The organism is Shewanella sp. T24-MNA-CIBAN-0130, from assembly GCF_040310185.1.
GTDB classification, from domain to species: Bacteria; Pseudomonadota; Gammaproteobacteria; order Enterobacterales; family Shewanellaceae; genus Shewanella; species Shewanella psychromarinicola.
On the sequence record NZ_JBEOPP010000023.1, the window covers coordinates 48,154 to 61,621 of the forward strand.

At 42.9% G+C, this 13,468-nt stretch carries 10 protein-coding genes and 2 pseudogenes; 7 read left to right on the forward strand and 5 right to left on the reverse strand.

Annotated elements, in window-relative coordinates; translation table 11 throughout:
* Positions 1-5: 5 nt before the first annotated feature.
* The 4 genes from AAEZ02_RS11150 (at position 6) to AAEZ02_RS11165 (ending at position 7,499) form a co-directional block, all read left to right on the forward strand.
* A complete protein-coding gene (locus tag AAEZ02_RS11150) occupies positions 6-2,579 on the forward strand; it encodes an ABC transporter permease (RefSeq protein WP_124014001.1) in 2,574 nt (857 codons plus the stop codon).
* Positions 2,576-3,754, forward strand: a complete 1,179-nt coding sequence (locus tag AAEZ02_RS11155; RefSeq protein WP_124014000.1) for a lipocalin-like domain-containing protein — start codon at positions 2,576-2,578, stop codon at positions 3,752-3,754. The genes AAEZ02_RS11150 and AAEZ02_RS11155 overlap by 4 nt, the downstream gene beginning before the upstream one ends.
* Before the next feature lie 731 nt (positions 3,755-4,485).
* Positions 4,486-6,969 (forward strand): nitrate reductase catalytic subunit NapA, encoded by a 2,484-nt coding sequence (gene napA / locus AAEZ02_RS11160; protein ID WP_101032888.1) that lies wholly within the window; start codon positions 4,486-4,488, stop codon positions 6,967-6,969.
* A 98-nt stretch (positions 6,970-7,067) separates the two neighbouring features.
* On the forward strand, positions 7,068-7,499 hold the full coding sequence (locus AAEZ02_RS11165; RefSeq protein WP_124013999.1) for a nitrate reductase cytochrome c-type subunit: 432 nt from the start codon (positions 7,068-7,070) through the stop codon (positions 7,497-7,499).
* Between the two features lie 135 nt (positions 7,500-7,634).
* On the opposite strand, the gene AAEZ02_RS11170 is transcribed toward AAEZ02_RS11165, so the two are convergent.
* On the reverse strand, positions 7,635-7,787 hold the full coding sequence (locus tag AAEZ02_RS11170; protein WP_335687566.1) for a hypothetical protein: 153 nt from the start codon (positions 7,785-7,787) through the stop codon (positions 7,635-7,637).
* A gap of 93 nt (positions 7,788-7,880) precedes the next feature.
* On the opposite strand from AAEZ02_RS11170, the pseudogene AAEZ02_RS11175 reads away from it, so the two are divergent.
* Positions 7,881-8,021, forward strand: a pseudogene (locus tag AAEZ02_RS11175) (LysR family transcriptional regulator); the annotation flags it as partial.
* Between the two features lie 167 nt (positions 8,022-8,188).
* On the opposite strand, the gene AAEZ02_RS11180 reads toward AAEZ02_RS11175, so the two are convergent.
* Positions 8,189-8,326, reverse strand: a complete 138-nt coding sequence (locus tag AAEZ02_RS11180; RefSeq protein ID WP_164839409.1) for a hypothetical protein — start codon at positions 8,324-8,326, stop codon at positions 8,189-8,191.
* Positions 8,327-8,432: 106 nt separating this feature from the next.
* On the opposite strand from AAEZ02_RS11180, the pseudogene AAEZ02_RS11185 reads away from it, so the two are divergent.
* Positions 8,433-8,612, forward strand: a pseudogene (locus AAEZ02_RS11185) (helix-turn-helix domain-containing protein); the annotation flags it as partial.
* Between the two features lie 117 nt (positions 8,613-8,729).
* On the opposite strand, the gene AAEZ02_RS11190 reads toward AAEZ02_RS11185, so the two are convergent.
* Complete coding sequence (locus AAEZ02_RS11190; protein WP_351075574.1) at positions 8,730-8,867, reverse strand: hypothetical protein; 138 nt, start codon at positions 8,865-8,867, stop codon at positions 8,730-8,732.
* Positions 8,868-8,959: 92 nt separating this feature from the next.
* Between AAEZ02_RS11190 and AAEZ02_RS11195 the strand changes: the two genes are divergently transcribed.
* The gene (locus tag AAEZ02_RS11195; RefSeq protein ID WP_101032890.1) at positions 8,960-9,844 is read left to right on the forward strand and encodes a LysR family transcriptional regulator; all 885 of its coding nucleotides are present in this window, start codon (positions 8,960-8,962) and stop codon (positions 9,842-9,844) included.
* Positions 9,845-9,952: 108 nt separating this feature from the next.
* Here AAEZ02_RS11195 and fusA read toward each other — a convergent pair whose 3' ends face one another.
* Positions 9,953-12,046: an elongation factor G gene (gene fusA / locus AAEZ02_RS11200; RefSeq protein WP_101032891.1), complete on the reverse strand. Its 2,094-nt coding sequence runs from the start codon at positions 12,044-12,046 to the stop codon at positions 9,953-9,955.
* A gap of 392 nt (positions 12,047-12,438) precedes the next feature.
* Positions 12,439-13,308: a GGDEF domain-containing protein gene (locus tag AAEZ02_RS11205; protein WP_502959590.1), complete on the reverse strand. Its 870-nt coding sequence runs from the start codon at positions 13,306-13,308 to the stop codon at positions 12,439-12,441.
* Between the last annotated feature and the right edge of the window lie 160 nt (positions 13,309-13,468).

Genomic DNA, 13,468 nt, shown 5'->3' on the forward strand with positions numbered 1-13,468 from the left:
TTGCCATGTCACTAATTAACGTCCGTCTCTGCTTACAGGTTTTTTACCGCCACTATAAGCACTCACCCATACAAGCGAGCGCCATTTTAATCGGTATTATACTCGCCGTCACCTTACTGATTGGCGTCAAAGCAACTAACGAAAATGCCATACAAAGCTACAGTAGCGCCACCGAATTATTAAGCCAACGGGCCAGTTTTAACCTGAGCAATAACAGCAGCAGTGATATCAATGAACAGGTTTATTTTGCCCTATCTCAAGCGGGAATAGACAGTCTAGCGATTATAGAAGGATTGGCGACCAGCCCTGATGGCCAATTGTGGCAAGTCACGGGTAGCGATGTGGTGTCAGCGCTAGCACATAGTGCAAAAAACACCACAATCTCAAGTGCCAGTTTAACCTCATCGACCATCGATTTAAGCCAGCTGCTTAATGGTCAGCCCACCATTATGATGAGCCAAAGCCAAGCTAAGCGCATCGCCCCTAATGGCGACTTCACGCTTAATAACATTAAGCTTAATGTGCTACAGGTCGACGACAAATTGGGGTTGGGTAGCGCCTTATTAATGGATATGTCTCTGGCGCAGCCCCTGCTGAACATGCAGGGAAAATTAAGTTATATCGCGGTATTTGCTCCTACGACAACGGCCACTGAGGTACTTTCGCCCGATAACCCTCCTTCGTTTGAGCAATCTATTAAGCAAACGTTATTAGCCGCCGGTATCGATACCAACCGAATCAATATCACTACAGTAGACACAGGTGAGGCACTAGGCGCTTTGACCGAGAGCTTTCATTTAAATTTAAATGCCATGAGCATGTTAGCATTTGTTGTTGGGTTATTTATTGCCTATAACGGGGTTCGTTATAGCTTAATGAAACGGCAAAAGTTATTTGTCCAATTAATGCAGCAAGGTATTGATAAATTCAGCTTAATGATCGCGCTTTTGTGCGAATTACTCATATTGGTACTGATTGGCTGCATCATTGGCTTTATTACTGGTTTACAACTTTCACAATGGCTGCAGCCCATGGTTGCGCTGACATTAGAACAACTTTACGACGCTCGATTAATGCCTGGAATATGGCAATGGTCATGGTTTTTACAAGCTTTTGGCTTAACCTTGGCTTCGGCAATGGGCGCCTGCATCCCCATGTTAACCAACTTGATAAACACTCCTTTAGCCCAAGGCACCCATAAACAAGAGCGCCACTACCGTCGTTTACATCGTAAACAATTCTACCTTGGTGTCGTCATGTTACTTGGCGCGTATCTGCTATTTAATCTGACTGAAAATTACCGATATAGTTTAGCTTTACTCGGTGTCGTCACTATTGCGATTCCTTTATTACTGCCCCAATTATTGGGTAGCATGCTCACTCTTATTACGCCCTTATTTCCTAAAGGCCTATGGCAATATGGGGTTGCTGAAACTAAAGATATCATTGCTCCATTATCGTTAGCTATGATGGCGATGTTGTTGGCTATTTGTGCCAATATCTCTATGAACACCTTAGTAGGTAGCTTTGAAATCACCTTAAAACAATGGTTAAACGCCCGTTTACATGCCGATTTATACATCATACCTAATCCAAGCGACATGAGTAAACTGGAGGGTTTTTTACAACAACAACCCAAAGTCACCGGGGTTTATCAGCAATGGAAAACCTCAGCAATAATAAGTTCTGCAGCTCTGAGCTCATCAAGGACGCCTACTGCAGAAATTGAGCCGACATCGACCAATACTCCTATTTCGCTGATTAGCCGTGATATATACTCGCTCAAAAACACCACTATTTTTAAAGGCCAAATACCACAATTCTGGCAAGATTTTGGCGCGAACAACAGCATAATGATAAGCGAACCATTAGCCATTAAATTGAACCTACAACTTGGCAGTAAGGTACAAATTGACCGTTTAACCGCCTCATCTATGACAGTGGGAGCCATTTATTATGACTATGGTAATCCCATGGGCGAAGCCATTATCCATCACCTCACTTGGCAAACGAATAAGCTACCTATCAAGCCTATCAGCTTAGCGATAATTTATGCTGGCGAGCTAAACGAGATACAGCAACAACTCACTCAAACCTTGGGGATTTCATCCGCTCAAATGTATAGCCAGCAAGGCATAAAATCACAAGCCATCGAGATTTTCAAGCGCACCTTTTCAATTACTGTGGTGTTGAATAGCCTCACATTACTGGTCGCAGCTATTGGTTTGTTTAGCGCGTGCATCATGTTAACTCAAGCACGGCTGGCGCCATTAGCCCGCTTATACGCTTTAGGTGTCAACCGCCAGCAACTGCGGGTAATGGTGTTATCCCAAATGCTGATCATTGTATTTTTAACCTGTTTACTAGCCATGCCCACAGGTGCACTATTGGGCTATTTGTTGATCAACAAAGTGACCCTACAAGCCTTTGGTTGGACGATAGCCATGGTATGGGATTGGCAAGCTTATGCTCAAGTAGTGCTGATTGCACTAGCCAGCAGTGTCATTGCCGTGTGCCTGCCTTTGTATTGGCAAACCCGCAAACCATTGATATCAAGCCTGCAGCAGGAAGTCTTATGAATAACGCCAAGCAGATCACCTTATATGCCAAGCTTAGCACACTGCTGATCGGCTTAATGATACTGATAAGTGGCTGTTCAGACCCGTCATCTGAGCACACGTCATCCACCATAGCCAATATGACCGCAAGCCAAAGTACGGGATATCAACAAGTATTACCCGATCACAATTTAGTGTTTCCAGCGGATCATCTAGCCCATGATGGCTTTAAAATTGAATGGTGGTATTTAACGGCCAATTTAACCACCACTAAAGGCGAGGACGTAGGGGTACAATGGACCCAGTTCCGTATCGCGCTGGCACCAAAAACACCATCGTCTACTGCGCAATCACCTGCGCTGCCATCCCCCGAGTTATCAATGAATCGTCCTCCTGCATGGGCAACGGATCAGCTGTATATGGCCCACGCCGCAGTCACATCTGCAGCTGAACATTTAATCGCCGAGAAATGGTCGCGCGCTCACCCTCAACTTGCTGGTGTTGAACCGCAACCATTTCAAGTGCATTTACAAAACTGGCAATGGCAGAGTCAATCTAACGACCTATTCCCAGCCACGCTCAAGGTAAACAATGATCAATTTAGCTACCAATTACAGCTAAACAGTCAACAACCTCTGCAATTACAAGGCAAGCAAGGTTATAGCAGTAAAAGTGCCGACCAAAGTGTCGCGTCTTACTACTACAGCCAGCCCTTTATCGATGTCACAGGCCAAATTACCCGTCATGGTGTTACCGAAAAAGTCAGCGGTAAAGCTTGGCTTGACCGCGAATGGAGCTCACAATTTTTAACCAAAGCCCAACAGGGCTGGGACTGGTTTTCACTGCGTTTAGACGATGATTCAACACTGATGGTGTTTAGGCTGCGCGGACAAACTAACAAGGATAACTTTTACAGTGCCAGAAGAATGTTTGCCGATGGCAGTGGTCGCAATATCAACAGTAAAGATAATCCCAATGATATCTCAATGGAACCGACTCAGTGGCAACAAACAGCATTAGGCTATCATCCTATTGCGTGGCGTATTGGCATCAAGAGTGAAGCAATAGACATTACCGCCCAAGCACTCAACCCTAACAGTGACATGTTAGTGTCGACCTCATATTGGGAAGGCCCTATTACCATTGCCGGCAGTCACCAAGGAAAGGGATATATGGAGTTGACTGGTTATCGCTAACGCCACGCAGCGTCCTAGCAACTAGGTTCTAGTGTCGCTTTGCTGCTAGAGACCGCTTCGCTGCTAAGATTTTATAGGCTCTATGCTTCAGCTTTTTCGTTTATTCGCTTGTTATCGTATGTCATCACTTGCTATCTCTAGACATCGCTCGTTATCGTATGTCATCGCTTACTATCTCTGGACATCGCTCGTTATCGTATGTCATCGCTTGCTATCTCTGGACATCGCTTGTTATCGCATGTCATCGCTTGTTATCCCTGAACATCGCTCGTTATCGCTCGTTATCGCTTGTTATCCCTGGACGTCGCTTGTTATCGTATGTCATCGCTCGATATCGCTTGCTACCTAGATGTTATAGGATCTAGCCACGCAGCGTCCTAGAATCTAGGCTTTTAGTCGCTTAATACCTATTAAGAGCATAACCTTTACTGCTGTAAAGCCATATAATATACCCACTCCCTTTTTATCTCCTCGCATATATTAGCTTTCATCACCTAAAAACCCTGCATTTCAAGCATGAGAAGCTTTACAAGCAAACTCTAAAACAGCATATCCCTAATTATAGAAATGAGATTTACATCACGCTGAAAAATGTGACCTTGCACAACTATTAACCACTATACCCATTCGGAGGTATACCCATGTCGTTAGTAAGGTCTAGACTCACTCTATCACGTCACCTCCAATGACTATCACGAAACAAGAACAACATTCTAAGAGTGAGGAACACCATGAGCATCAGTCGTCGCGAGTTTTTAAAAGCCAACGCCGCTGCCGCAGCAGCGTCGGCCGTGGGTATCGCTATTCCAATTAATATCGTTCAAGCAGCTGAAGGTAAAAGTGAAATAAAATGGGATAAAGCCCCATGTCGCTTTTGCGGTGTAGGCTGTAGCGTTTTAGTGGGAACACGAAATGGTAAAATTGTTGCCACCCAAGGTGACCCAGAAAGCCCTGTTAACAAAGGCTTAAATTGTATTAAAGGTTATTTCTTATCCAAAATCATGTATGGCAAGGACAGATTAACCTCGCCATTACTCAGAATGAAAGATGGTAAGTATGATAAAGAAGGCGATTTTACCCCTGTAAGTTGGGATGTTGCTTTTGATACGATGGCCGAAAAATGGAAAGCCAGTATTGCCAAAAAAGGCCCTACATCAGTCGGCATGTTTGGTTCGGGTCAATGGACTATTTGGGAAGGCTACGCGGCATCTAAGCTCCACAAAGCGGGCTTTTTAACCAACAATATTGACCCTAATGCACGCCATTGTATGGCATCTGCTGTGGGTGGCTTTATGCGTACCTTTGGTATTGATGAACCTATGGGTTGCTATGATGACTTAGAAGCGGCTGATCACTTTGTATTGTGGGGCGCCAACATGGCAGAAATGCACCCCATCTTATGGGCGCGCCTAACTGATCGTCGATTAAGCCATAAAGATGCCCGCGTACATGTGCTTTCTACCTATGAAAACCGCAGCTTTGACTTAGCAGACAATGCCATGGTGTTTAAGCCGCAGACAGACTTAGTCATCTTAAACTATATTGCCAACTACATTATTCAAAACAAAGCAGTGAACAAAGACTTTGTCAGCAAACACACTAAATTTGCTTTAGGTACCACTGACATTGGTTACGGCCTGCGCCCAGAACACCCGTTGGAAAAGAAAGCCAAAAATTCAGGTAACGGGAGCTCTACACCCATTAGCTTTGAAGACTATGCCAAGTTTGTCAGTACTTATACAGCTGAATACGCGTCAGAAATGAGCGGCGTTCCGGTTGAAAATCTAGAAATTATGGCAAAAGCCTATGCCGATCCTGACATTAAAATAATGAGCTTATGGACCATGGGTATTAACCAACATACTCGTGGTGTGTGGGCCAACAATATGCTCTACAACATTCACTTGTTAACCGGAAAAATAGCCACTCCAGGCAACAGTCCATTTTCACTAACAGGTCAACCATCAGCGTGTGGTACTGCCCGTGAAGTAGGGACGTTCTCGCATCGTCTACCTGCTGATATGGTAGTAAAAAATCCTAAACATCGTGAAATCACTGAAAAACTATGGCAAGTCCCAGCGGGTACCATTCCCGCCAAACCTGGGTACCATGCAGTACAGCAAAGTCGCATGCTCAAAGATGGTAAATTAAACTGTTATTGGACCATGTGTACAAATAATATGCAGGCAGGCCCTAACATTAATGATGAAATTTACCCTGGTTTTCGTAACCCAGAAAACTTCATTGTGGTCTCAGATCCCTACCCGACCATCACCGCAATGGCTGCTGACTTAATTCTGCCAACCGCAATGTGGGTTGAAAAAGAAGGCTCATATGGTAATGCGGAACGTCGCACTCATTTTTGGCATCAGCTCGTACCAACACCTGAAGGGTCTAAGTCAGATTTATGGCAGCTGGTTGAATTCTCTAAACGCTTTAAAGTTAGTGAAGTCTGGCCAGCAGAGTTAATCGCTAAGCAACCTGAGCTAGCCGATAAAACCTTGTATGAAGTACTATTTGCCAATGGCGTAATCAATAAGTTCCCAGTAAGCGATTGTAAAGGTACTTATAACGATGAAAATGAACACTTTGGCTTTTATCTACAGAAAGGTATTTTCGAAGAATATGCTCAATTTGGCCGCGGACATGCACACGATTTAGCCGACTTTGACACTTATCACCAAACACGAGGATTACGTTGGCCGGTCGTCAATGGTAAAGAAACCACTCGTCGCTTTGTTGAAGGCAGCGATCCCTACGTTAAAAAAGGTGAAGGCTTCAATTTTTACGGTAAACCAGATGGTAAAGCCGTTATATTTGCATTGCCTTATGAACCCGCTGCAGAAGAGCCTAATGAAGAGTTTGATCTGTGGATGTCCACCGGGCGAGTTCTAGAGCATTGGCATACAGGGTCAATGACCGCTCGAGTACCGGAACTGCATAAAGCCATGCCAAGTGCTCAGGTCTTTATGCATCCAGCAGACGCTAAGGCGCGCGGTTTAGCCCAAGGAGATGAAGTTACCGTTGCCTCTCCGCGCGGTGAAATCAACACCAGAGTGGAAACCAAAGGCCGTAATAAGCCGCCAAGAGGCGTGGTATTCATGCCATTCTTCGACGCCAAGCAATTAGTGAACAAGCTGCTGTTAGATGCAACGGATCCCTTATCAAAAGAAACTGACTTCAAGAAGTGTCCAGTGAAAATATTTAAAGCTTAATACGCCTTTTATATTCACTGCTGCTGTCATTGGGTGATTCAGCCATGACAGCTATGATGCTCAATTTCTACATTCATTAGGATGTAACGGAGATGAAAATGAAAAAACTACTTAGCGTCGCGGCTATACTATTAAGCCTTAACGCCTATTCTGGACAGCAAGCTTTAGCAGACAGCACCCCTGTTCAAGTAGAGTCTCGTGCAGGTAACGTCGCCATAAACGACAATTCGCCAGCCGATGCTATGGCAACTTATCCTACTCGAGGAAAAGCTATCCCACGCAGCTTTGCCCAGCAACCGCCGCTGATCCCTCATAAAGACAGCTATCGTATCACCACAGATAAAAACGGCTGTTTGACATGCCATGCTTGGGACAAAGCCAAAAGAATGAAAGCAACGCCAGTGGCAAAATCACACGTAGTCGATGACAAAGGCACATTAAATGGCATGAACTACTTCTGTGTACAGTGTCATGTTGCCCAAGCAAACAATAAACAGGAACTAGTGGAAAACACATTTACAACCAAGTAAGCCACGAGGGCATAACGTCCTTCTAGCTTCAATTTAAAAAAGCCACTTCTATTGAAGTGGCTTTTTTTATCTATTCAAAATGTGTAGATAATGCTGTCAACTCGCATAGCAAAAAATGCTTAAAAAAAACCCAGCCTAAGCTGGTTTTATTGTTTGAGATTTGTGCTGGACAGACTGCGCACTCGGTTCTGCTGCAGTTTGTGATACATTATATGATTGGATCTCATCTTTCTCAGGCATCGCCGCTTGCCATAATGCGCCGACCCATAAACTTGAAGTTGATTTCATTGCCATTCCTCATTTTTGTTAACGAGTTCAAAGTAATCTTTTATGCTTCATAGGTAAAATGAATAATTATCATAGAGTGGATTCTATTTAGGCATGAATACTCCAATCAAGAACTTGCAGAGTTTTCTGACTTTAGTTGAAACTGAAAACTTTATACGGGCGACATAAAAAGGCTTTATAACCCAACCGACACCGACCAAAATCATTCAGCATTTCAAAGATAATATCCGCGAGTAATGGCTTATCTGGAACAATCAAAAGGTTGAGCTAGCTCAGGCAGGGCAATGACTTGAGCAATGCCATTTCTGTTAAGTGGCATGGTTACTGATTCAGCATTGGCCGCTAACACGGTTAACCAGCATCACAAAAAAGCTAAAAAAAACCAGCCTAGGCTGGTTTTTTTATTTTGATGTTTTGTGGAATGGCGTTTCTGGCACCGTTCGAGCTGTCTGCGTAACCGGTAATGCTTGCGCTTCATTTTCAAGCGGCATGGCGGCTTGCCACAACGCACCGACCCATAAATTAGAAATTGATTTCATTGGTTGTTCTCCGTGTCAGTTAACGAGTTCAAAGTAATCTTTTATGCTTCATCCGTAAAATGAATTAATACTATAATATGGATTCCATTTCAGCATGAACTTTTAAATCAGTAGCTTACAGAACTTTATGACGCTAGTTAAAACTGAAAACTTTACCCAGGCGGCAGAAAAAGGCTTTATGACTCACCCGACACTCACAAAACTTATCCAGCGTTTAGAAAACAATTTGGGTGAGAAATTGCTGATTAGGAACAATCAAAAGGTTGAGCTAACTCAGACAGGGCGATGACTTGAGCAATGCCACTTCTGTTGAAGTGGCATGGTTAACCGATCCAGCATTGGCCGCTAACATGGTTAACTAACATCACAAAAAAGCTAAAAAAACCAGCCTAGGCTGGTTTTTTTATTTTGATGTTTTGTGAAATGGCGTTTCTGGCACAGTTCGAGCTATCTGCGTAACCGGTAATGCTTGCGCTTCATTTTCAAGCGGCATGGCGGCTTGCCACAACGCACCGACCCATAAATTAGAAATTGATTTCATTGGTATTCCCCGTTTTGTTAACTAGTTCAAAGTAATCGTTTATGCTTTATCCGTAAAATGAATTAATAACATAATATGGATTCCATTTAAGCATGAACATTCCAATCAAGAACTTGCAGAGTTTTCTGACCTTAGTTGAAACTGAAAACTTTACCCGGGCGGCAGAAAAATGTTTTATGACTCAACCGACACTCACAAAAATCATCCAGCGTTTAGAAGACAATATGGGTGAGAAATTGCTGATTAGGAACAATCAAAAGGTTGAGCTAACTCAAGCAGGGCAATTGTTTGAAAAAAGTGCTAAGGAAATTTTGGGTCATTGGCATCGACTTCAAGAAGATATTAACAACCTCAATGGCTTAAAAACAGGACTATTACGGCTTGGCGTCTGCCCTATGATGAGCAGTTTAATTACCAGCTTGTTGACCAATTATCGGCAGCAATATCCGGGGATTGAAATACAGATGTACGAGTATGGCGGCTTTGGTTGCGAACAAGCACTATTGAACAACAGTCTAGATATTGCGTTTACCGCACTGCCGACAACCCATAAAACAGAGTTATCGAATCAACCACTGACTAAATATCCCTTACTTGCATGCTTACCCGAAGGACATCCACTCACAGATAAAGCGGAGATACGCTGGCAAGACTTTGAATCTTATCCATTCATTCTTTATAACGAAGATTTTTCATTAGCAAAGTTAATTAACCGTTTAAGCCGTGAAGCTGGGGTGCAACTCAATATAGCCTTTAGAACGGGTCAATGGGATTTTTTAGCCGCGATGGTTGAAGCAAACTTGGGCGTCGCGATTTTACCCGAACCCATTTGCCAACGATTAAGTAATAGCAGACTGGTATTTAAACCGATGCATCCCGCAATGACTTGGGATCTCGCATTAATATGGCGAGAAAACTTACCCTTAACCCCGCCAGCAAAAGCGCTATTAGCGCTCAGCAGAAACAGTTATGAATAACATCTACTCTTATATCATAACTGTTTTTATATCGTAGCAAGGGCATAAAAAAAACATAAAAAAACCGCTGCCTAGGCAACGGTTTTTTTTAGTCAATTGAAACGAGAATTACTTCTTAGTTTCAGCAGCCTTACGCTCTTTAACTTGAGCAACAACTTTCTCAGAAACGCTGTTTGGACATGGTGCGTAATGAGCAAATTCCATAGAGAATTGACCACGACCAGAAGTCATTGTCCGTAATGAACCAATATAACCGAACATTTCTGATAACGGTACGTCAGCTTTAATACGAACACCTGTAACACCAGCATTTTGATCTTTGATCATACCGCGACGACGGTTAAGGTCACCAATAACGTCACCAACGTTGTCCTCTGGGCTGAATACGTCAACATTCATGATAGGCTCAAGAAGTTGTGCACCCGCTTTAGGCATAGATTGACGGAATGCGCCTTTAGCGGCGATTTCAAACGCGATAGCTGACGAGTCAACTGCGTGGAAAGCACCATCTTGAAGTTCAAGTTCAACGTCTAACACAGGGAAACCAGCGATAGTACCTGTATTCATCATGCTTTTGAAACCTTTCTCAACAGCAGGCCAGAATTCTTTAGGTACGTTACCACCAACAACTTTAGAGGTGAACGTGAAGCCAGTGTTTTGCTCGCCAGGGCGAATAACGTAATCAATTTTACCAAACTGACCAGAACCACCAGACTGTTTCTTGTGCGTGTAGCTATCTTCGATTTCACGAGTAATAGTTTCACGGTAAGCAACTTGAGGCTCGCCTACAATTAGGTCTACACCGTAAGTACGTCTAAGAATATCAACCTTAATGTCTAAGTGAAGTTCACCCATACCTTTAAGGATAGTTTCACCAGAATCAATGTCAGTTTCAACACGGAAAGATGGATCTTCTGCAATCATTTTACCAATAGCGATACCCATTTTCTCAGAACCGCCTTTATCTTTTGGCGTTACAGAGATAGAAATAACAGGCTCAGGGAATACCATGGCTTCAAGCGTACAAGGGTGCTTAGGATCACATAACGTGTGACCCGTTTGTACGTTCTTCATACCAACAATAGCGATAATGTCACCCGCTTGAGCTGAATCTAATTCGTTACGCTCATCGGCTTGCATCTCAACCATACGGCCAACACGTTCTGTTTTACCAGTAAACGAGTTAAGGATGTTGTCACCCTTCTTGATTCGGCCAGAGTAGATACGTACGAAGGTTAATGCACCAAAACGGTCATCCATAATCTTGAACGCTAATGCTTTAAATGGCGCATCAACATCAACAATGGCGAACTCACCATTTTCGTTACCGTCTTCGTCAGTTAGAGGCTGTGGATCAACTTCAACTGGATCAGGAAGATAATCAATAACTGCATCTAATAATAACTGCATACCTTTGTTTTTGAATGCGCTACCACAGTATGTTGGGAACACAGACATTGTACGAGTACCCGCACGGATACAGCGCTTAACGTCTTCAATAGATGGTTGAACACCATCCATGTAAGCTTCTAATAGAGCATCATCCTGCTCAAGAGCTGTTTCGATTAACATTTCACGGTATTCTTCAACTAGGTCAACCATATCAGCTGGAACAGGTTGAATTTCGTAGTTTTCTGGTAAACCAGATTCATCCCAAACGTGAGCTTCACGAGTCAGTAGGTCAACAACACCAATGAATTCGTCTTCAATACCGATTGGTAAAACCATAACCAATGGGTTAGCCGCTAATACGTCTTTAGTTTGCTTAACAACACGTAAGAAGTCAGCACCCATACGGTCTAACTTGTTTACGAAGATGATACGCGCAACTTCAGAATCGTTAGCATAACGCCAGTTTGTTTCTGACTGAGGCTCAACACCGCCTGAACCACAGAATACACCGATACCGCCGTCAAGCACTTTTAGCGAACGATAAACTTCAACAGTGAAGTCAACGTGGCCTGGAGTGTCGATAACATTAAAACGGTGGTCTTTCCAGAAACAGCTTACTGCTGCTGACTGAATGGTGATACCGCGCTCAGCTTCCTGTTCCATGAAGTCTGTGGTTGATTCACCATCATGTACTTCACCGATCTTATGGATCTTACCGGTTAGCTTAAGGATACGCTCGGTGGTCGTGGTTTTACCCGCGTCAACGTGAGCGAAGATACCAATGTTTCTGTATTTGGATAATTCGGTCATGATTCAACTTTAATGATTAGTTTAAGAAGTAGACGGAGCATGCGAAAAAGGACCTACACACCGCACATCAGGTTATTAAGGCGCATATTGTAAATTGGAACCTTGCTGGGCGCAAATAGCTGGTGCAATATTTATTTGTTTTTAGCAAAAAAAAACTCAATAAATGCCAGTAATAAGATATAAAACAAACGATTAAAAAATAATAGTTTATTTTTTAATCGCCTCAGTAATTTCAACTAAAAATGTAAAATTGTAGCCTAAATGGGTAAATCGACATTTTTAGGCCAATATTATGCTGACAATGAACATACCACGACAACAAATAAGTATTTATTAACCCATAAAATGAGTTTCGCTAAGGCCACAAACATCAATCAATAGGGTATTTTTATCTAGGCACTACAATATTGATTACGTCCAGACTGCTTCGCTTTGAATAACGCCGCATCGGCTCGTTCAAAGCAAGCTTGGATCGGTTCATTATCACCCAGCAAGGCAATCCCGAAACTGCAGGTCACGTTAATATTGTTATAAAAATGAAAATAAGTAAGCTCATCGGTAATTCGTTGGCAAAGCTCTGCGGCATCGTGCAACTGTACATGCTGACAAACGACCACAAACTCTTCACCGCCCCACCTTGCCACAACATCAAGTTCTCTTACTGAAGCTTGTAGCACTTGTGCTACTTGAACCAAAATTTTGTCGCCGATAGCATGTCCATGCATGTCATTTATCGCTTTAAAAAAATCGATATCCATGATGATCAAACTGATATTGTTGTTCTGAGGTGTTTTTTCCTGAGGTTGCCTCGCATCCTCTAAAAAAGTTTGGTTAAAATATTGACGATTATACAATTTTGTCAGTGGATCATGTTGAGCCAAAAAATCGAGATCACTATTTTTTTCCTCAAGTTCTAATTGTAATTTTTGTAATTGCTTGTTGTTTACTTCTAAATGAACATTGTACTTGCTGACACACATGGTTCGGTAAAGTAGAAATAAAATAAACATCCCCAGAGCAGTCACCACTTGGATCACTAGGCTGTAATCAATGTCTTCAATAACAGTAATATTATGCCATTTCTTATAAATTGAAATATGCTCAGCTTGGGAAATTTTTGCCAGTCCAGCGTTAATTCGTGGCAGCAAATCTTGCTTTGCATGAGTAACGCCAATGCGTAACTCATCTTCAGGACCACCCCAGCCCGCTATTTTTAGCGAGGTTAACTCGTGTTGTTGAATATAGGCGTTAACAGAAAACATCGATCCTACAAAAACATCCGCCTCACCGTTAGCAACTCTCTCCAATCCTTGTCGCTCATTATCAGTCAATATGGTGTTGATAGGTAAGCGGTCAATTAAGCGGTGGAGCCCGATATCATCAAGCTTTTAGATCGGCATGCCAAGGTAATAAATCACTTAA

Coding starts and splice junctions, on each gene's coding strand:
- AAEZ02_RS11150 (WP_124014001.1), top strand. CDS start 6: ATGTCACTAATTAACGTCCGTCTCTGCTTACAGGTTTTTTACCGCCAC.
- AAEZ02_RS11155 (WP_124014000.1), top strand. CDS start 2,576: ATGAATAACGCCAAGCAGATCACCTTATATGCCAAGCTTAGCACACTG.
- napA (WP_101032888.1), top strand. CDS start 4,486: ATGAGCATCAGTCGTCGCGAGTTTTTAAAAGCCAACGCCGCTGCCGCA.
- AAEZ02_RS11165 (WP_124013999.1), top strand. CDS start 7,068: ATGAAAAAACTACTTAGCGTCGCGGCTATACTATTAAGCCTTAACGCC.
- AAEZ02_RS11170 (WP_335687566.1), bottom strand. CDS start 7,787: ATGAAATCAACTTCAAGTTTATGGGTCGGCGCATTATGGCAAGCGGCG.
- AAEZ02_RS11180 (WP_164839409.1), bottom strand. CDS start 8,326: ATGAAATCAATTTCTAATTTATGGGTCGGTGCGTTGTGGCAAGCCGCC.
- AAEZ02_RS11190 (WP_351075574.1), bottom strand. CDS start 8,867: ATGAAATCAATTTCTAATTTATGGGTCGGTGCGTTGTGGCAAGCCGCC.
- AAEZ02_RS11195 (WP_101032890.1), top strand. CDS start 8,960: ATGAACATTCCAATCAAGAACTTGCAGAGTTTTCTGACCTTAGTTGAA.
- fusA (WP_101032891.1), bottom strand. CDS start 12,046: ATGACCGAATTATCCAAATACAGAAACATTGGTATCTTCGCTCACGTT.
- AAEZ02_RS11205 (WP_502959590.1), bottom strand. CDS start 13,308: ATGTTTTCTGTTAACGCCTATATTCAACAACACGAGTTAACCTCGCTA.